Source organism: Halomonas sp. B23F22_3, assembly GCF_043496965.1.
In the GTDB taxonomy this organism is placed as follows: domain Bacteria; phylum Pseudomonadota; class Gammaproteobacteria; order Pseudomonadales; family Halomonadaceae; genus Halomonas.
Genome location: NZ_JBIEKG010000007.1, coordinates 76908 through 93869 on the forward strand (window position 1 = coordinate 76908; position 16962 = coordinate 93869).

Sequence of the window (16962 nt, forward strand, 5' to 3'; positions counted from 1 at the left end):
TCAGGATGTTAGCCCCTGGTTCAGGGCTAAGGCACAATGGGGCACGATGATCGCAGGAGACCCCTATGCCCGAGCGCTCGACAGTTTCCCCAGTGCACCCCGTTCCCGCGGTGTCGGCCGCGGTGGTCAGGGGGGATCGTATCCTGATGGTCCGGCGGCGCAATCCTCCCAACGCGGGCAAGCTGGCCTTGCCCGGTGGCAAGGTCGAGGCAGGAGAGAGCCTCCAGCAGGCCGCGGTCCGCGAGCTGCTGGAAGAGACCGGTGTGCTGGCCGACCCGCGGCGCATCCTGACCGCCATCGACGTCTTCGACCATGACGCGGAGGGTGCGCTGAGCATGCACTTCGTCATCGTGGTGGTGCAGCTGGAGTGGCGGGGGGGCATCGAGGCGGCCGCGGACGATGCCACGGCGCTCTGCTGGATGGACCTGGCGGCTCTCGAGCAGGCTGGCGCGGAGGTCTGTGACACCGCGGCGCGGGTGGCGCGCCGGGTGCTGGAAGAGGCCGCCGCCGCGGAAAAGGCGTTGAACCCTGACTAGCCGGGCGCTTGCGTCGGGAACATTCTGACTGCATCCTTAGTCTAGTGCCTAGACCAACCATACAGGGAGCTTCGGATCCATGGCTTATCAAGAGACGCAGTCGACACGTCATCAGACGCGGTCGCAGTCGGTCGGTACCAGCAAGGTCCTGCGCAACACCTACGGCCTACTGGCGATGACCCTGTTGTTCTCCGCCATCACGGCGGGCGCCGCCATGAGCATGGGCGTCGAGCGCATGAACATCTTCGTGTTCTTCATCGGCGCCTACGGTCTCATGTTCCTGGTGCACAAGACCGCCAACTCCGCGATGGGGCTGCTCGCCACCTTCGCCTTCACCGGATTCATGGGCTTCACGCTAGGGCCGGTCCTGAGTGCCTACCTCACTCTGCCCAACGGCGCTCAGCTGATCATGACCGCGCTGGGCATGACCGGCATGACCTTCGTGGGGCTCTCGGCGGTGGCGCTGATCACCCGCAAGGATTTCAGCTTCCTGGCCAATTTCCTGATGGCCGGCGCTATCGTGCTGATCCTGGCCATGCTGGCGGGCATCTTCCTGCAGATCCCGGCCCTGTCGCTGATGGTCTCCGCCGGCTTCGTGCTGTTCTCCTCGGCGGCCATCCTCTACCAGACCAGTGAGATCGTGCATCGTAGCGGCGAGACCAACTACATCCTCGCCACCATCACCCTCTACGTGTCGATCTACAACCTGTTCATCAGCCTGCTGTCGATCCTGGGCATCATGAGCCAGGACTGACCCCCAACGCTGTATCAGGATCACCTGGCCCCGCCAACCGGCGGGGCCAGGTTGTTTCAGGAGGACCTTCATGCGCTACGCCATCCTGCTGATGGGCGCTCCCTACAGTCACCAGGCCAGCCATTCGGCCCTGCGCTTCGCCCGCGCCCTGGTGGCGAGGGGCCACCGCCTCGAGGCGGTATTCTTCTATCATGACGGGGTGAACAATGCCTCCCGGCTGGCGGCCCCCCCGCAAGACGAACCGCACCTGGTGGATGCCTGGGCGGACCTGTCCCGCGAACACGACGTCTCGCTGCAGGTCTGCATCGCCGCGGCACTGCGCCGTGGCCTGCTCGACGAGCGCGAGGCCGCCCGGCACGGCAAGGACGGGAGCAGCGTGACAGCGCCCTTCGAACTGACGGGGCTGGGGCAGCTGATCGATCTGGGCACGCGCAGCGACCGGCTGGTGACCTTCGGCCCCTGAATCCCTGGCATGCGATGGAGCGATGATGCACGAACATGAGGACCCACTCCGTGACCTGCTGGTCATCCTGCGCCATGCGCCTCACGGCAGTAGCTGGCTCAAGGAGGGGCTGGATGCCGCCCTGGTTGCCGCCGCCTTCGGGCAGAGCGTTTCCCTGCTGTTCATGGGGGAGGGCGTCACGGCGCTGATGCCGGGACAAGGACCCGGTCCGCTCGCGCAGAAGGGGACGGCCGCGACGCTGGAGATGCTGGAGATGTATGATATCGAGACCCTGCTGGTGGATGCCCAGGCGCTCTCGGCGTTTGGCCTCTCGGCCGACGAGCTGATGCTCGACGTGACCCCCGTGTCGGCCGAGGCCCTCGCCGAGGCACTATCCGCCCACCGCCTGGTGTTGACCTTCTAGCCCGAGTCGCGAGGAGAACCTGGATGCTGTTGCATGTGGTGAACCGTTCCCCGGCGAGCAGTCGGGTCTTTGAACAGGCCCTGACCGGCATGGGGCCAGACGATGTCCTGCTGCTGATCGAGGACGGCGTTCAAGGGGCGCTGCCCCAGCTGGTGCGGTATTACGCGCCGATCGAGGGCCGACTGTTCGCCCTCAGGGAAGACCTGGAGGCTCGTGGGCTGCTGGGACGCTGCGCGGAGAGCGTGCAGGTGGTCGATGTGGATGGCTTCGTGACCCTGACCGAGGAAGCCGAACGGACAGTGAGCTGGTACTGATGGCCTCGACAGAAATATACCGTTATCTATCGGTAGGCGAGCATACTTATGCCCTGGATCCCGAAGACTATCTCGTCGATATGACGCAGTGGTCGCCACGAATCGCCGAGGCCCTGGCACGCGAGGAGGGCATCGAGCTGACCGAGGAGCACTGGGAAGTGCTCAGGGTGCTGCGCGACTTCTATGCGCGCTATGAGATGGCCCCGGCCATGCGCCCCCTGGTCAAGGCGGTGGGCAAGGCCCTGGGGCCCGAGAAGGGCCGTTCGATCCATCTGATGCGGCTCTTTCCCGGCAGTCCCGCCAAGGTGGCGGCTCGCCTGGCCGGCCTGCCCAAGCCCACCCACTGCCTGTGATCGGTCCAGCGTGAACTTCCTCGCCCACGGCTGGCTCGCCCGCGGCGGCGGTGACGACTTCCTGTATGGCAACCTGATCGCCGACGGGGTCAAGGGCATCGACCTCTCGGCCTGGCCGCCGGAGACGGCGGCCGGCATCCGTCACCACCGTCGGGTCGACGCCTACGTCGATGGCCACCCGGTGGTCGCCGACATCCTCGCACGCACGCCCTGGCCGCAGCGTCGCTTCGCCGGCATCGCCCTGGATCTGCTCTGGGACCACTTCGCGGCTCGCACCCTCGAGGTAGAGGCGCGGCGTCGGCTGACCGCGCGCTGCTATCGGCTGCTGGTGACCGCTCCCGCCCCGGGTCGGCTGGCGGGGATGGTGCCCGTGCTGGTGGAGCAGGACTGGCTCAACCGCTACGCGGACTTCACCTTCACCTGTCGCGCCATCGAGGGCATCGGGAGACGCCTTTCCGGTCCGAATCGCCTGGCCGAGCTGGTGCCCTGGCTGGAAGCGGATTACGGCTACCTCGCGCGCGACTTCGAGCGGCTCTGGTCGGCCGTCAATGCCGATCTTGGCGTACCGGCCTGAGGCCGGCGGGCTCATCTCGGTCCCGATCCTCGATCCCATCGAGCCTCAATCGACCCTGAGCCACAGGCAGTCGAGGCGATCACCCGGCTCGATACGGGTCTCGGCGGGGATCTCCGCCAGGGCATCGGCGCCGATGCACGACGACAGCACGCCCGAGTTCTGGTCGCGAAACGCCCGGGCCACGATGCCGTCCTCCCCGAAGGCCAGGGTCACCCGCATGTAGTGGCGTCGCGGACCGGTTTGCGTGGCGAAGTCGGCCCGCGCCGTGAGACGCGGCAGCTCGGCCAGGGCGGGGCAGCCCTGCAGGGCGCCCATCAACGGGCGCAGGAAGAGCCAGGCGCCGACGAAGCAGGAGACCGGGTTGCCGGGCAGGCCGACGAAGCGCACGTCCTGGCCATCAGCCCCTGGCAGGCGTCCCAGCGCCAGAGGCTTGCCCGGGCGGATCGCCAGGCGCCACAGGTCCAGCTGGCCCAGCGACTCCAGCGCCGCCTTGACGTGATCCTCCTCGCCGACGCTCACCCCCCCGGTACTGATCACGAGGTCCGCCTCCAGCGCCGCCGCGGCGAGGGTCTCGCGGGTGCCCGCGGCATCGTCCGGCACCGAGGCGACCCGGACCAGCTCGGCGCCGAAGCGCTCGAGCAGGCGTTTGAGCATCGGCCGGTTGGAGTTGTAGATCTGTCCGTCAGATAGCGGCGTGCCCGGATCGACGATCTCGTCGCCGGTGGAGAGCAGCGCCACCCGCGGGCGGCGGCGCACCACCACCTCGGTGATACCCTGGCCGGCGAGATGCCCCAGGGCCGCCGCCTCCAGCCGCTCACCGGCGGGCAGCAGGGGCGCTCCCGCCGCCACGTCGCGGCCGCGACGGCGGACGTTGTCGCCCGCCGGGAGATCCGCCGGGATAGCCGCGACGTCATCCTCGCGCGTTACACGCTCCTGCATCACCACGCAGTCGGCACCCGGGGGGAGCGCGCCGCCGGTGAAGATGCGCGCGCAGGTGCCCCGCGCCAGCGGCGTCGTCGGTGCGCCGGCGGCGATGCGCTGGGCGACGGGCAGTCGCTGGCCCGCGTCGTCGTGGTGCAGGGCGTAGCCGTCCATGGCGCTGTTGTCGAAGGCGGGCACGTCGAGGCGCGCCTCGATCGCCTCGGCGAGCACGCGCCCGGCCGCCCGGTCGCAGGGCACGGTCTCGGCGGACGTGGGCGTGACGTCGGCCAGCAGGGCGTTCAGCGCGGCCTCGACCGGTTTCAGCTCATCCATGCTGGCCTCTCCAGGTTGGCCCGCACCGGTGGAACGTCGCACGGCTTGTCGCAGCGATGGGTCGTGTCACGCATGTTGGCCTCGCTCGGGAATGACCAGGTTGGCGAAGTTGCACGGCTTGTGACGACTGTCGAGCTGCTCGGCGAGGATGCCGTCCCAGCCGGTGCGACAGGCGCCGGTGGAGCCGGGCAGACTGAACACCACGGTGGCGTTGGCCAGCCCGCCGAGGCAGCGGCTCTGCACGGTGGAGCTGCCGATCTCCTGCCAGGAGAGGTGGCGAAACAGCTCCCCGAAGCCCTCGATCTGCTTGTCGAGCAGCACCGAGACCGCCTCGGGGGTGGAGTCGCGTCCGGTAAAGCCGGTGCCGCCGGTGGTCAGGATCACCTGGACCGCGTCGTCGGCGATCCAGCCCGCCACCACGGCGCGGATGCGATAGACGTCATCGGGCACGATGCGCTTCTCGTGCAGGCGGTGGCCGGCGGCGGTCAGTCGCTCGACCAGGGCCTGGCCGCTGCGATCGGTCTGCTCGTTACGCGTATCGGAGATGGTCAGCACCGCCACGGAGAGGGGGATCATCGGTTCGCTCATTCGCCTTGCGTCTCCTGCTTGGCCGCCTGACGCGCCGCGAAGGCCGCCTGCTGTTCGGGGGTGGCCTCCTGCTGGTACTTCTCCTTCCACTCGCCGTAGGGCATCCCGTAGACGTGCTCCCGGGCGCTGTCGTAGTCCAGCTCCACGCCGCGCTCATCGGCGGCGGCCACGAGCCACTTGGAGAGGCAGTTGCGGCAGAAATCGGCGAGGATCATCAGGTCGATGTTCTGGACCTCCTTGTGCTCGTCCAGATGGCGCAGCAGGCGGCGGAATGCGGCCGCCTCGAGTTCGGTGCGGGTGGCGTCGTCGAGTTGTGACATCGTCGCTCTCCGGTGGTCAGGGTGTCTGTCGGCTCAGCTTAACAAAAAAGACACCGCCCGCAGGCGGTGTCGGAAGACGCGTCGAGGGGTGGCACTCAGCCGGAGCGCGGCGCCGGCTCGTCGCCCTCGGGAGTCGGGCGGCTATCGGCCAGCTGCTCCTCGGGGATCGCCTGATCCTTGACCTCGTCGTACCAGAGGTTGTGGTGCTCCTTGGCCCAGCTCTCGTCCACGTAGCCGGTGGTCATGCCCTCCAGCGACCCCTCGGTGCCGACGGTGCCGATGTAGATATGGCCCAGGGCCACGGCCGTTAGGCCCAGGGAGCCCACCGCATGGATGATGTTGGCCCACTGCATGGTGTCGCGTGCCTGGCCGTAGTTGGGAAAGTCCAGCACGAACCCGCTGGCGATCACGGCGAGCCCGGCGGTGGCCAGCAGCCAGTACCAGACCTTCTCGCCGCCGTTGGCGAAACCGGCATCGGGGTGCCCCTTGCCGACCAGGCCGCCGCCCTTGGCGAACCACTGCAGGTCATGGGCCTTCGGGATGTTGTGGCTGAGCAGGCGCAGCAGCAGGATCACCAGCAGGATGCCGAACAGCGGGCCCAGGTAGTTATGGATCAGCTTGGTGCCCGACATCATCGCCGCCCAGGCGCCATCGCCGAACAGCGGGCGGAAGAGTGCCTTGCCGTAGGCGAGGTTGAGACCGGTGAGGGCCAGCAGGATGAACAGCGTCGCCACCGTCCAGTGCAGGGAGCGGACGACCAGCGACCAGCGCAGCAGCTTGCGCCCGGTGCGCGGCTCATCGAGCTTCTTGCGCCCCACCAGCAGGTAGAACAGCGCGATCACCGCGATCATGCCCAGCACCGCGATCGCTCCGAACGGGGAGACCCAGCGGTCGCGGATCTGTCGCCAGGTCTCGCCACTTGCGTTGACCAGGTTATAGGTGCTCTCGGCTCGAGAATCCCGGTAGTTGGGCCCCGTCTCGCCTCCCTTGACCTGCCGCCACAGCTCGGCATCCACGGCGGGGACGGCGAAGGCCGCCTCCCGGCCGGGATCGGCCTGCTGTGCCAGGGCCAGTGAGGAGAGTACCAGGCCGGCCAGCAGTACCAGCAGCGTCAGGAGCCGCCGCGCGGCCCCCGCGTGCGTCATCGACATGCTCATGGTCGCCTCCTTACCCCTGCTGGGTGGCATCGTAGGCCAGGGAGTCGGCCTCGGCGCGCGGGTTGCCCGACCAGCCGCCGTCCTTGTGGCCGCGCTGGACCACGCGCTGACGGAAGATGTCGGCGACCTCCTGGGCATCCCCGGCCAGCAGCGCCTTGGTCGAGCACATCTCGGCACACAGCGGCAGCTTTCCTTCGGCGATGCGGTTGGCACCGTATTTCTGGTACTCCTCCTCCTTGGTTTCCGCCGGCCCGCCGGCGCAGAAGGTGCACTTGTCCATCTTGCCGCGCTCGCCGAAGGCGTTCTGCTTCGGGAACTGCGGCGCGCCGAAGGGGCAGGCATAGAGGCAGTAGCCGCAGCCGATGCACAGGTCCTTGTCGTGCAGCACGATGCCGTCATCGCGCTGGTAGAGGGTCTCGGTGGGACAGACGGCGATGCAGGGCGCATCGTCGCAGTGCATGCAGGCCACCGAGATCGAGACCTCGCTGGGCTCGCCGTCGTTGAGGGTCACCACGCGGCGGCGCTGCACGCCCCATTCGACTTCGTTGGCGTTCTTGCAGGCGGTGACGCAGCCGTTGCACTCGATGCAGCGCTCGGCGTCGCACATGAATTTCATTGTGGCCATGGGGATCTCCTCAGCTTGCCTTCTCGATGCGACACAGGGTGCACTTGGTTTCCTGCATCTGGGTCACCGAGTCATAGCCGTAGGTGGTGGCGGTGTTGGCCGCCTCGCCGAGCACATAGGGGGCCGAGCCTTCCGGGTAGCGATCGTGCAGGCTCTCGCCCTGGAACATGCCGCCGAAGTGGAAGGGCATGAAGACCACCTCGGGAGCCACCCGCGGGGTGACCAGGGCCTTGACCCTGACGCGTCCGCCCTCGGCGCCTTCGACCCACACCATGTCGCCCTCGGCGATGGCCAGGTCGTTGGCGAGGGCCGGGTTGATCTCGACGAACATCTCCTGCTGCAGTTCGGCCAGCCAGGACATGGAGCGCGTCTCCTCGCCGCCGCCTTCGTACTCCACCAGGCGCCCGGAGGTGAGGATGATCGGATACTTCCCGGTGACGTCCTGTTCCTGGATGCTCCGATAGAGCGTCGGCAAACGGTAGTGGGAAGTCACGTCCGGCCAGGTCGGATAGTCCTTCACCAGGTCGCGGCGGCTGGTATAGAGCGGCTCGCGGTGCTTGGGAATCGGATCCGGGAAGGTCCAGACGTTGCAGCGCGCCTTGGCGTTGCCGAAGGGGGCACACTCATGGGCGATGGCCACGCGCTGGATGCCGCCCGAGAGGTCGGTCTTCCAGTTCTTGCCCTCGGCCGCGGCCTTCTCTTCCTCGGTCAGGTCATCCCACCAGCCCAGGTCCTTGAGCATGGCATCCGTGAACTCGGGGTAGCCGTCCTCGAGCTCGGAGCCGTCGCTGAAGACGCCGTCGGCCAGCAGGTTCTCGCCGTCGCGCTCGATGCCGAAGCGGGCGCGGAAGGTGAGGCCCCCCTCGGAGACCTTCTTGCTGGTGTCGTAGAGGATCGGCGTGCCGGGATGGCCCATCTCGGCCGTGCCCCAGCAGGGCCACGGCAGCCCGTAGTAGTCGCCGTCGGCGGGGCCGCCCTCGGCCTTGAGGTTGCGGAAGCTGAAGGTGTGCCAGTTCTGCTGGTGGGCCTTCAGGCGTTCGGGGCTCTGGCCGGTATAGCCGACGGTCCACATGCCGGCGTTGAACTCCCGGGTGATGTCCTCGATGACCGGCTCGGTGCCCTCGACCCGGATGTTCTTGAACAGCTCGTCGCCGAAGCCGAGCTTGTGCGAGAGCAGGTACATGATCTCGTGGTCGGGCTTGGACTCGAACAGCGGCTCGATCACCCGGTCGCGCCACTGGATGGAGCGGTTGGTGGCCGTGACGCTGCCGGTGGTCTCGAACTGGGTGGCCGCCGGCAGCAGGTAGACGCCGTCCTGACGGTCGTGCATGACCCCGGCCACGGTGGGGTAGGGGTCGACGATGACCATCATCTCGAGCTGCTGCATGGCCTTCTGCATCTCGGTGCCGCGGGTCTGGGAGTTGACCGCATGGCCCCAGTAGAACATCGCCTTGAGGCGGGTTCGCTGGGAGATATCCTCCTCCTGCTCGAGCACGCCATCGATCCAGCGCGATACCGTGATGCCGCTGGCGTTCATCGGCTTGCCGTCGGCGTACTCGGTCTGGTCGAAGCGACTCTTGAGCCATTCGTAGTCGAGGTCCCAGACCCGTGCCCAGTGCTGCCAGGCGCCCTCGGAGAGGCCGTAGTAGCCGGGCAGCGAGTGGGACATCAGGCCGAGATCGGTGGCGCCCTGGACGTTGTCGTGGCCGCGGAAGATGTTGGCGCCGCCGCCGGATTTGCCGATGTTCCCGAGCGCCAGCTCCAGGATGCAGTAGGCGCGGGTGTTGTTGTTGCCGGTGGTGTGCTGGGTACCGCCCATGCACCAGACGATGCAGCCCGGACGGTTCTCGGCCAGCTGACGGGCGGTCTCGCGCATGGTCGCTTCCGGCACCCCGGTGATGTTCTCCACCACCTCGGGCGAGAAGGTCGCGACCTCCTCGCGGACCTGGTCCATGGCGTAGACCCGCTGCTCGATGTACTGGCTATCCTCCCAGCCGTTCTCGAAGATGTGCCACAGCAGGCCCCAGATGAAGGCCACGTCGGAGCCCGGGCGGATCCGCACGTAGCTGTCGGCCTTGGCGGCGGTGCGGGTGAAGCGCGGGTCGACGACGATGATCCTCGCCTGGCTGCGCTCCTTGGCCAGCAGGATGTGCTGCATGGCGACCGGGTGCGCTTCGCTCGGGTTCGAGCCGATGAACATGATCGACCGGCTGTGCTGGATGTCGTTGAGCGAGTTGGTCATCGCCCCGTAACCCCAGGTGTTGGCCACCCCGGCCACGGTGGTGGAGTGACAGATGCGCGCCTGGTGGTCGGTGTTGTTGGTGCCGGCCAGGGCGGCGAACTTGCGCATCAGGTAGGCTTGCTCGTTGTTGAACTTGGCCGAGCCCAGCCAGTAGATGCTGTCGGGGCCGTGCTGCTCCGTCAGCGCCAGCACCTTGTTGCCGATCTCCTCGATGGCCTCGTCCCAGCTCAGGCGCTGCCACTCGCCGCCGACCAGCTTCATGGGGTACTTGAGGCGGCGACTGGAGTGGCCGTGCTGGCGCAGCGAGGCGCCCTTGGCGCAGTGGGCGCCACGGTTGATCGGGTGGTCGAAGGCCGGTTCCTGCTTGGTCCAGACGCCTTCCTGCACCTCGGCATAGACGCCGCAGCCCACCGAACAGTGGGAGCAGACGGTCCGTTTCGTCTCGACCGGGGCGTCGGACCAGGCGGTCTTCTCGGCCGCCTCGGCACGCTGCATCATCGGTGCGCCCATGAAGCCGGCGGCGGCGAGCCCCCCGGTGGTGGCGCCGCTGCGCTTGAGGAACTGGCGACGGGAAATGCCCAGCCCGCCGGCCCTCGGCGTATCGGTTTTCGGTGTCAAACGCATGGCATTGCTCTCCTGGCCCGGGGCCGTCAGTCACGCAGGGTGTCGTAAAAGGCTCGAATATGGGGCGTTTCCCGATACTCGCGGGAAGGCTCGGCCTGCGGGGCCTCGGGTTTGGCATCGGCCTGGGCCAGGGTGACATGGCCGACCGCGGCTGCCGCGCCGGCGGCCGCGGTGCCGGCGCCGAGGGTCTTGAGAAAACGCCGCCGTTGCGGGTTACGTGTGCTGGGCATGGGGATCTCTCCTGTGTCTCGCTGTCGCTGTCGCTGTCGCTGTCGCTGTCGCTGGCCCTGACGGGCTCTGTTCTGGTGCTGTCACGGTGTATCGAGCGGCGTCAGGGTTCGACGATCCGCACCGGATGCTGCTGTGCCTCGGCCTCGAGGCGCCGACCCTCCTGTTCCATGAAGGCCGCGCCGAGCCGGCCCAGGCGTGCCTGGAAAGGCGTGTCGACCCGGCCGAGATCGGCGAGGCAGTCCGCCGCCCAGGGGGCGAGGTGGGCCATGAAGAAGCGCGCCTCGTCCTTTGATCGCGCCTCGATCAGCATCGCCATCACCTCCGCCAGCGCGGCGAGGTGGTCCTCGGGGTCGCGGCACTGCTCGGCACGCTGGAACCCCAGCGCCTTGAGGTCCCGTCGCAGCGCGACGAGTGCCGCATCCATCAGCTCGCCATTGCGGTACCAGGAGGCATAGGGCGTGACGTCGCCCTGGACCACCCCGACCAGGTGGCGAAAATGGGCGCGGGCCTGCGCTTCGGCGGTGGTCTCGCGCGCCGCCTCGATCAGCGCCGTCCAGCGCTCGGCCAGCAGGGTGCCGTCGGCCTCGACCTCGAGCCCGGCCAGCCAGTCGAGCAGGGCAGCATCGGGGGCCTCGCGCAGCAGCCTGGCCAGCAGCCGATAGACATCGGCCCGCAGCGCATCGCTCTCGTTCAGCTCGTTCATGCGGTCACACCTTCAGCTGCGATTCGGGGTTGCGGGCCATGTCCTGCCAGACGTCCTTCACCCGGCAGTCCTCGCACATCTCCAGGCGGGCCAGGGCATCGCCGGCGAAGTAGGGGTGGTCGGCGAGCTTGGCCTTGAGGGTCTCAACGGTGCTGACGGTGGCGAAGGGCTTGCCACAGCGGATGCACGCGAAGGCGTCCTCCTCGTGGCGAACCTGGCGCTCCTGGCGTTGGGGATCGGCCAGGAAGCCCGGCAGCAGGGTGATCGCCTGCTCCGGGCAGGCCTCGGCACAGAGCCCGCACTGCACGCAGTCGGCCTCGCGAAAGCTCAGCAGCGGGCTCGCGTCGCCGGCGGCCAGCGCCGGGGTCGGGCAGTTGGAGACGCAGGCCATGCACAGCGTGCAGGCGTCGCGGTCGACCGCGATATCGCCATAGGCGGCGCCAGCCGGCAGGCGGTGGCGCTGGCCGTCCGGGGCGCCCAGGTTCGCCAGGTGCTCGAGCACGGTGTTGAGCCGCTGCCGTTTGTCATGGCCGTCCAATACCGGCGGCGTCTGCGTCAGCGGCGGCTCGAGCGGCAGGGCATCGCGGGCCGCCGCGTCATTGGGCGCGAGGCGAGCGATCCGCGCCGGCGAGTGACCGAGGGCGGTGAGCAGGGCGTGCGCCTGGGCGAGCTGATCGTCGATGAAGGCCGACAGGCGCTCTGGCATGCGGGCGTGGCACTGGATACGCACCTCGGCGGCGCCGGCGGCCAGCGCCGTCAGCCACTGGTCGTGACCGGCGGCTCCAAGCTCCTCGAGGGGCACGTCGAGCACGTGGCCCGCCGCCTCGCCTTCGTCCTCCAGGTCGCTCGTCTCGGCGAAGCGCACCACCGGTGCCGTGCCGCCGGCCTCGCGATAGGCGGCGAGCCAGCCGATCAGGGTGTCCTGTTGGCGGGCGGTCTCCGGCAGGCGGAACTGAATGGCCCCCGTGGGGCAGGCGCTGCTGCAGCTGCCGACGCCGTGACAGCGGAAGGGGTCGATCTCGATCCACGCCTCGATGCGGCCCTGGTGGCTTTCGACGGCATCGGCGGGACAGACGTCCAGGCAGCGGGTGCAGCCGGTGTTGCCGCTGCTTGAGTGGGCGCAGAGGTCGTTGTCGATCTGGAAGTAACGCGGTTTGTCGAACTCGCCGATCAATCCGGCCAGGGCCTCGAGTCGCTCATCGCGATCCGCGTCCTGCCAGTTCAAGGCGACGTAGCCCGGCGGGGGAAGCTCGAGGGCGAGGGTGGGCGTTTCGCCGAGATCGAGGATCAGGTCGAAATGGGCGCGCCGGGCGAGCGCCCGGGCGATATCCAGCGAGCCGTCTCCGTCGGGCACGCTGACACTGAATTGTCCCAGGTAGCCCTCGATGGTCATGGCCCGTGCCTGGGCGCGCGATAGTGTCTGGCAGGAGAGATCGGCGGTCTCGGCGAGAAGCGCCTCGTGCTCGGTATCGCTGCCGGCCTCGTCCTGCAGCGGCTCGGTGATGACCAGGGTGGGAGGCGGGAGCCCCCTGGCGAGAAGGGCGCGGGCGGCACGCCGACCATCGCGCTCGTTACCGAGTATCAGGGCGTGGCCGTCACTCTGATAGCTGACGCGCGCGGGGCTGAGATTGACGGGCCAGGAGACGCGACGTCGGGCGGCCTCCCTGGCGTGCCGGTTGCGGTCGTCGTCGACCGGCATCAGTTCGATGTGCTGGTTCATGCAGTCTCACGGTTGCGTACGAGCGGTGGGCGCGTTGTTATTTTTTTCTGCGCTTATTTTCAAGTCTTGGTCGGATTCGCGGCGCGCGCAAACGCTGCCTTGGTCTAATACATAGGACTGATGCATGACCCCGATAGTCCGGCCCAATGGGTCGGTCGGTGACGCCGGACGGCCGCTTTGCCGCGCGCAGTCATCCCGGGCGCTCATCGGAACGCGCCTCGGCTTCCTCGACGATATCGGTGTCCGAGGCGGGGTCGGACGCCTGCGGCGGACTCTCATGGGCGTCGTGCTCGTCGCTCTCCATGCCCTGTGACGTCACCTCCTCCGGTGCCTCGTCCTCGCCCTCGATGTCACGTCGGGTCCACTGGCGCAGCCGTTCGGCCACATCCTCGGCCAGCGGCTTCAGCTTTTCTCGGAAGTCATCGTCGTAGTCGTCGAGGCCGTCACGGACGCCGTAATGGCTGGCGGCAAAGAGGCGACGCAAGGCGCGCTTGCGAAGCCCCGCGCTGACGCCCGAGACCAGGTAGGCCTTGATGTCGCTGCCCGGGGGCAGGGTCTCGGGATCCGGCAGGGTATGGTCGAGGCTGCCCGGCTCGGGCGCCTGGGCGGCGTCCTCCTCGCCGATGTCCTGACGGCTGTCGGCCTCGAGGTTCGAGGCGTGCCGGTCGCCCTCGGTGGCGGCGGGTGTCGCCGGGGAGTTCGGGGGCTGCTGTGCCTCGCCCCGCTTGAGGCGCGACCAGCGTTCCCAGCGGCTCATGACTCGGCCTCCCGGGCGCGCCCGGCGCCCTTGCGCTTCTTCTTGCGGCCCTCCTCGGGCGCCTCGCCGTGATGGGCGAGATAGGCCTCGAGCCAGGCCTGAATGGCCAGCGGCATGTCGACCTCGAGCACCCGATGCTCGCCGTCGAGCCAGCCGGCGGCGACGTCCTGGCTCGCCGTGATGGCGTCGGGACGTGGCACTTCGCCCGCCTCGCCGGCCCGCACGAACAGCCGCGGCGTGTGGCTCGTCAGGTTGAAGCGGTAGGCGGCACGCTCGGTCATGTAGAGCTGCAGGTTCAGCCGGCAGGGGCCAACGTCGCCGGGCGCGAGGTCCGCGATGCGCCAGCGGGTCGTGGCAAAACCCTTGATGGTGAGCGGCTCGCCGACGATGTCGAAGCTCAAGGGGCGAGTGCTGCTGATCGACGCCATGGGTCTGTCTCTCCGAAGCCGGGCGGGGTGTGGATGCCTGTCGCGATGCGTCTGTGACGGTCGCCTTCTCGTGACGGAAGGCGAGGGCCGGCGGGGTCAATAATATAGAAAATGCTCATGTAAAAGACATTGCCGAGTGTCAACGAACCTTTACACAGTAAAGACAGCGCCGGTCGAGAGTGCCATCATCGGGAATCAACGTTCTGTCGAGGAGCCGTGGATGCACGACATCAGCCTGAGCCGGGCGCGCCTGCCCGCCACCCTGGAAATCGAGGTGCTCGACGAGTTCGGCGAGGCGAAGCGCCAGGCGATCGCCGCGGAACGGGCCCTCACCGTCTACCTGAACAAGCGCGAGATCGTCACGCTGATGACCCTCGGGGCCGATCCGGAGGCGCTGGTGGTGGGCTACCTGCGCAATCAGGGTCTGCTCGGGGAATTCCGGGACCTGCAGGCGGTGCAGGTGGACTGGGAGGTCGAGGCGGCGGCGGTCGTGACCCGTCGCCTGCCGGAGGATCTGGAGGAGCGCCTGGGGCAGCGCACCGTTACCACCGGGTGCGGCCAGGGCACGGTCTTCGGCCGTCTGCTGGAGTCGACGGCCCTGCGCCCGCTGCCGGCCACGGTGATGCGCCAGTCGGTGCTCTACCGGTTGCTGGACAACCTGGGGGCCTACAACGAGACCTATCGCAGCGCCGGCGCGGTGCATGGCTGTGCGCTGTGCCGTCAGGAGGCGGTGCTCGACTTCGTCGAGGACGTGGGGCGCCACAACGCCGTGGATACCCTGGCGGGACGCCAGTGGCTCGCCGAGGCCGATAGCCATGACGCCGACATCTTCTATACCACCGGGCGACTCACTTCGGAGATGGTCCTCAAGGTCGCGCAGATGGGCATCGGCGTGCTGGTCTCGCGCTCAGGCGTCACCCAGAAGGGCGTGGAGCTGGCCGAGCGCTTCGGGGTGCTGTTGATCGCCCGGGCCAAGGGGCGACACTTCCAGGCCATCCACGGCCAAGGACGGCTCGAGCTCGACGCCGTGCCGACGCGCCGTCCGGGCGACCGGGCGCGGGCGTGAGTCACGGGGGCAAGGGGCCTCAGTCATGGTGGGGGTGAGGTTACGGGGCGAGCCTCAGGGCGTGCCGTCGCCGCGGGTGCAGACCGATAGCACGACGGCGTCCGTGTCGCTCGTCGACACCAGGGCGTGCCCCATGGCGCTGTCGAAGTAGATGCTGTCGCCGTCGCTCAGGGAGAGCGGCTCGTAGAACTCGGTATAGAGCCGGATCTCGCCCTCGAGCACCATCAGGAACTCCTCGCCGTCGTGGCGCACCCACTCGGTGAACTCATCGAAGGCGCGGGCTCGCACGATGGTCTTGAAGGGGATCATGCGCTTCTGGGCGAGCTCGCAGCTGAGCAGCTCATGCTCATAGGTCGGGGTAGGGTGACGCTCGCCATGACCGCGGCGCGTCAGGTCACGACGCCCCATGGTGCGGGCCTGGACCTTGGGCGGCGAGAGCAGCTGGGGCAGGTCGATGCCCAGGCCGTCGATCAGCTTCTGCACCGCGGAGAAGGTCGGCGAGATCTGGTCGTTCTCGATCTTGGAGAGCGTCGAGCGGGCGAGCCCGGTGCGCTGGCTGACGTCCTCCAGGGTCCACTGGTTGGACAGTCGGATCTCCTTCACTCGCTCGCCCAGGCGCAGCGGTTCGACGAAGGGCTTGCGGCCGGAGGCGATACGCAGGGCGGCGCCCTGATCGGTGGTGGCGGTCATGCGCGGATCACTGTCCTTGTTCACTATCGGAAACGAGGTTTCCCGCAAGCGTACCACACCCGCCGGGGCCGACGCCTACCCGTTCGGCGCTCGGCCAGGCCTTGTCGCTCTCAGGCGCCTTCTCGCCTGTTTCCCGTCGGCGAGAAACGCCGGTCAGCCGCTGAACGGGAGACCGAGCAGGGCGGTGAGGTGGGCCTCGGCGCTGCGTCCCAGCGAGTCCAGGTCGTAGCCGCCCTCCAGTACCGAGACCAGGCGGCCGTCGGCGTACAGGGCGGCGATCTCCAGCGCCAGGTGGGTGACCCAGTAGAAGTCCTCGTCCTCCAGGCAGAGCTCCGCCATGGGGTCCTCGCGGTGGGCGTCGAAGCCCGCCGAGACCAGCACGAGATCGGGCTTGAAGGCGTGCAGGGCGGGTAGCCAGTCGTCCTCGATGGCGCGGCGGAAGGCGGCACTGTCGGTGCCGCCCGAAAGCGGCGTGTTGACCACGTTCTGCCATTCGCTGCGCAGGTAGCGCCAGGGATAGAAGGGGTACTGGAAGCTGGTGCAGACCAGCACGTCGGGGTCATCCTTGAAGATGTCGATGGTGCCGTTGCACTGGTGCACGTCGAAGTCGAGGATGGCGATCCGCCGCGCCCCGTACTTCGCCCGGGCGTGGGCGGCGCCCACCGCCACGTTGTTGTAGAAGCAGAAGCCCATGGCGTCCGTCGCCTCGGCATGGTGGCCGGGCGGGCGCACCGCGCAGAAGACGTTGTCGGCCTGGCGGCGAAAGACCTGGTCGACACCGCGCACCACCGCGCCGGCGGCCACCTTCGCCGCCGTGAGGCTGTCGGGGTTCATCATGGTATCGCTGTCCAGGGTGACGATGCCGTGGTCCGGCACGCACTTGTCCAGGGCGCGCAGGTGGCGCAGGGGATGCACCCGCGCCAGCTGCTCCTCGGTCGCCTCCTTGGCATCCGACTGCATGGTCTGCTGCAGGAGGCCCGAACGCATCAGGCGCGCGCGGATGGCATCCAGTCGCAGGGGACTCTCGGGATGTTCGGGCCCCATGTGGTGCAACTGACAGTCTGGGTGGGTAATGTAGGCGGTGATCATGCGCTGGCTCCGGGAAGGCTGAAGTCACCTTAATCGTGACGCCCGCTTGCCGGACAGTGTCCATAAGTCGT

Annotated in this window: 21 protein-coding genes; 8 read left to right on the forward strand and 13 right to left on the reverse strand. The window is 68.2% G+C overall.

What is annotated here, in order from left to right:
- Positions 1-65 precede the first annotated feature (65 nt).
- From ACGTNG_RS16415 to ACGTNG_RS16445, 7 genes are all read left to right on the forward strand, one after another.
- The gene (locus ACGTNG_RS16415) at positions 66-536 is read left to right on the forward strand and encodes an NUDIX hydrolase (RefSeq protein WP_394797593.1); all 471 of its coding nucleotides are present in this window, start codon (positions 66-68) and stop codon (positions 534-536) included.
- 79 nt (positions 537-615) lie between these two features.
- Positions 616-1290 (forward strand): Bax inhibitor-1/YccA family protein, encoded by a 675-nt coding sequence (locus ACGTNG_RS16420; protein WP_394797594.1) that lies wholly within the window; start codon positions 616-618, stop codon positions 1288-1290.
- 70 nt (positions 1291-1360) lie between these two features.
- Positions 1361-1753 carry a sulfurtransferase complex subunit TusD gene (gene tusD / locus ACGTNG_RS16425; RefSeq protein ID WP_394797595.1) on the forward strand — a complete coding sequence of 131 codons (393 nt, stop codon included), beginning with the start codon at positions 1361-1363 and terminating at the stop codon, positions 1751-1753.
- Positions 1754-1775: 22 nt separating this feature from the next.
- Positions 1776-2156 carry a sulfurtransferase complex subunit TusC gene (tusC, locus tag ACGTNG_RS16430; RefSeq protein ID WP_394797596.1) on the forward strand — a complete coding sequence of 127 codons (381 nt, stop codon included), beginning with the start codon at positions 1776-1778 and terminating at the stop codon, positions 2154-2156.
- A 23-nt stretch (positions 2157-2179) separates the two neighbouring features.
- Positions 2180-2470, forward strand: a complete 291-nt coding sequence (tusB, locus tag ACGTNG_RS16435; RefSeq protein WP_394797597.1) for a sulfurtransferase complex subunit TusB — start codon at positions 2180-2182, stop codon at positions 2468-2470.
- The gene (locus tag ACGTNG_RS16440; protein ID WP_394797598.1) at positions 2470-2823 is read left to right on the forward strand and encodes a TusE/DsrC/DsvC family sulfur relay protein; all 354 of its coding nucleotides are present in this window, start codon (positions 2470-2472) and stop codon (positions 2821-2823) included. The genes tusB and ACGTNG_RS16440 overlap by 1 nt, the downstream gene beginning before the upstream one ends.
- Before the next feature lie 10 nt (positions 2824-2833).
- Complete coding sequence (locus tag ACGTNG_RS16445; RefSeq protein WP_394797599.1) at positions 2834-3397, forward strand: acyl carrier protein phosphodiesterase; 564 nt, start codon at positions 2834-2836, stop codon at positions 3395-3397.
- A gap of 45 nt (positions 3398-3442) precedes the next feature.
- Here the strand turns inward: ACGTNG_RS16445 and ACGTNG_RS16450 are convergent, their stop codons facing one another.
- From ACGTNG_RS16450 to ACGTNG_RS16500, 11 genes are all read right to left on the reverse strand, one after another.
- Entirely contained in the window at positions 3443-4651 is a 1209-nt protein-coding gene (locus ACGTNG_RS16450; protein WP_394797600.1) for a molybdopterin molybdotransferase MoeA, read from the reverse strand.
- 66 nt (positions 4652-4717) lie between these two features.
- The gene (gene moaB, locus ACGTNG_RS16455) at positions 4718-5239 is read right to left on the reverse strand and encodes a molybdenum cofactor biosynthesis protein B (RefSeq protein ID WP_394797601.1); all 522 of its coding nucleotides are present in this window, start codon (positions 5237-5239) and stop codon (positions 4718-4720) included.
- Positions 5236-5559 carry a DUF1244 domain-containing protein gene (locus tag ACGTNG_RS16460; protein WP_394797602.1) on the reverse strand — a complete coding sequence of 108 codons (324 nt, stop codon included), beginning with the start codon at positions 5557-5559 and terminating at the stop codon, positions 5236-5238. The genes moaB and ACGTNG_RS16460 overlap by 4 nt, the downstream gene beginning before the upstream one ends.
- 95 nt (positions 5560-5654) lie before the next feature.
- Positions 5655-6716 carry a formate dehydrogenase subunit gamma gene (locus tag ACGTNG_RS16465; protein WP_394797603.1) on the reverse strand — a complete coding sequence of 354 codons (1062 nt, stop codon included), beginning with the start codon at positions 6714-6716 and terminating at the stop codon, positions 5655-5657.
- A gap of 10 nt (positions 6717-6726) precedes the next feature.
- Positions 6727-7341, reverse strand: a complete 615-nt coding sequence (fdh3B, locus tag ACGTNG_RS16470) for a formate dehydrogenase FDH3 subunit beta (protein WP_108444350.1) — start codon at positions 7339-7341, stop codon at positions 6727-6729.
- A 10-nt stretch (positions 7342-7351) separates the two neighbouring features.
- A complete protein-coding gene (locus ACGTNG_RS16475) occupies positions 7352-10207 on the reverse strand; it encodes a molybdopterin-dependent oxidoreductase (protein ID WP_394797604.1) in 2856 nt (951 codons plus the stop codon).
- Positions 10208-10233: 26 nt separating this feature from the next.
- Positions 10234-10437: a twin-arginine translocation signal domain-containing protein gene (locus ACGTNG_RS16480; protein WP_394797605.1), complete on the reverse strand. Its 204-nt coding sequence runs from the start codon at positions 10435-10437 to the stop codon at positions 10234-10236.
- A 101-nt stretch (positions 10438-10538) separates the two neighbouring features.
- Positions 10539-11141, reverse strand: coding sequence for a TorD/DmsD family molecular chaperone (locus ACGTNG_RS16485; protein ID WP_394797606.1), 603 nt, complete (start codon positions 11139-11141; stop codon positions 10539-10541).
- 4 nt (positions 11142-11145) lie between these two features.
- Positions 11146-12861: a 4Fe-4S binding protein gene (locus ACGTNG_RS16490; protein ID WP_394797607.1), complete on the reverse strand. Its 1716-nt coding sequence runs from the start codon at positions 12859-12861 to the stop codon at positions 11146-11148.
- A 190-nt stretch (positions 12862-13051) separates the two neighbouring features.
- Positions 13052-13618, reverse strand: coding sequence for a DUF3306 domain-containing protein (locus ACGTNG_RS16495; RefSeq protein ID WP_394797608.1), 567 nt, complete (start codon positions 13616-13618; stop codon positions 13052-13054).
- Positions 13615-14046: a DUF3305 domain-containing protein gene (locus ACGTNG_RS16500; RefSeq protein ID WP_394797609.1), complete on the reverse strand. Its 432-nt coding sequence runs from the start codon at positions 14044-14046 to the stop codon at positions 13615-13617. The genes ACGTNG_RS16495 and ACGTNG_RS16500 overlap by 4 nt, the downstream gene beginning before the upstream one ends.
- Before the next feature lie 220 nt (positions 14047-14266).
- On the opposite strand from ACGTNG_RS16500, the gene ACGTNG_RS16505 reads away from it, so the two are divergent.
- Complete coding sequence (locus ACGTNG_RS16505; RefSeq protein WP_394797610.1) at positions 14267-15112, forward strand: formate dehydrogenase accessory sulfurtransferase FdhD; 846 nt, start codon at positions 14267-14269, stop codon at positions 15110-15112.
- 54 nt (positions 15113-15166) lie between these two features.
- On the opposite strand, the gene ACGTNG_RS16510 is transcribed toward ACGTNG_RS16505, so the two are convergent.
- Positions 15167-15802, reverse strand: a complete 636-nt coding sequence (locus tag ACGTNG_RS16510) for a helix-turn-helix domain-containing protein (protein ID WP_394797611.1) — start codon at positions 15800-15802, stop codon at positions 15167-15169.
- Between the two features lie 153 nt (positions 15803-15955).
- On the reverse strand, positions 15956-16891 hold the full coding sequence (locus tag ACGTNG_RS16515) for a histone deacetylase family protein (protein ID WP_394797612.1): 936 nt from the start codon (positions 16889-16891) through the stop codon (positions 15956-15958).
- Between the last annotated feature and the right edge of the window lie 71 nt (positions 16892-16962).

Bases quoted from the DNA above. Each gene is read 5' to 3' on its own strand.
- ACGTNG_RS16415 (WP_394797593.1), top strand. From the start codon at position 66: ATGCCCGAGCGCTCGACAGTTTCCCCAGTGCACCCCGTTCCCGCGGTG.
- ACGTNG_RS16420 (WP_394797594.1), top strand. From the start codon at position 616: ATGGCTTATCAAGAGACGCAGTCGACACGTCATCAGACGCGGTCGCAG.
- tusD (WP_394797595.1), top strand. From the start codon at position 1,361: ATGCGCTACGCCATCCTGCTGATGGGCGCTCCCTACAGTCACCAGGCC.
- tusC (WP_394797596.1), top strand. From the start codon at position 1,776: ATGATGCACGAACATGAGGACCCACTCCGTGACCTGCTGGTCATCCTG.
- tusB (WP_394797597.1), top strand. From the start codon at position 2,180: ATGCTGTTGCATGTGGTGAACCGTTCCCCGGCGAGCAGTCGGGTCTTT.
- ACGTNG_RS16440 (WP_394797598.1), top strand. From the start codon at position 2,470: ATGGCCTCGACAGAAATATACCGTTATCTATCGGTAGGCGAGCATACT.
- ACGTNG_RS16450 (WP_394797600.1), bottom strand. From the start codon at position 4,651: ATGGATGAGCTGAAACCGGTCGAGGCCGCGCTGAACGCCCTGCTGGCC.
- moaB (WP_394797601.1), bottom strand. From the start codon at position 5,239: ATGAGCGAACCGATGATCCCCCTCTCCGTGGCGGTGCTGACCATCTCC.
- ACGTNG_RS16460 (WP_394797602.1), bottom strand. From the start codon at position 5,559: ATGTCACAACTCGACGACGCCACCCGCACCGAACTCGAGGCGGCCGCA.
- ACGTNG_RS16465 (WP_394797603.1), bottom strand. From the start codon at position 6,716: ATGAGCATGTCGATGACGCACGCGGGGGCCGCGCGGCGGCTCCTGACG.
- fdh3B (WP_108444350.1), bottom strand. From the start codon at position 7,341: ATGGCCACAATGAAATTCATGTGCGACGCCGAGCGCTGCATCGAGTGC.
- ACGTNG_RS16475 (WP_394797604.1), bottom strand. From the start codon at position 10,207: ATGCGTTTGACACCGAAAACCGATACGCCGAGGGCCGGCGGGCTGGGC.
- ACGTNG_RS16480 (WP_394797605.1), bottom strand. From the start codon at position 10,437: ATGCCCAGCACACGTAACCCGCAACGGCGGCGTTTTCTCAAGACCCTC.
- ACGTNG_RS16485 (WP_394797606.1), bottom strand. From the start codon at position 11,141: ATGAACGAGCTGAACGAGAGCGATGCGCTGCGGGCCGATGTCTATCGG.
- ACGTNG_RS16490 (WP_394797607.1), bottom strand. From the start codon at position 12,861: ATGAACCAGCACATCGAACTGATGCCGGTCGACGACGACCGCAACCGG.
- ACGTNG_RS16495 (WP_394797608.1), bottom strand. From the start codon at position 13,618: ATGAGCCGCTGGGAACGCTGGTCGCGCCTCAAGCGGGGCGAGGCACAG.
- ACGTNG_RS16500 (WP_394797609.1), bottom strand. From the start codon at position 14,046: ATGGCGTCGATCAGCAGCACTCGCCCCTTGAGCTTCGACATCGTCGGC.
- ACGTNG_RS16505 (WP_394797610.1), top strand. From the start codon at position 14,267: ATGCACGACATCAGCCTGAGCCGGGCGCGCCTGCCCGCCACCCTGGAA.
- ACGTNG_RS16510 (WP_394797611.1), bottom strand. From the start codon at position 15,802: ATGACCGCCACCACCGATCAGGGCGCCGCCCTGCGTATCGCCTCCGGC.
- ACGTNG_RS16515 (WP_394797612.1), bottom strand. From the start codon at position 16,891: ATGATCACCGCCTACATTACCCACCCAGACTGTCAGTTGCACCACATG.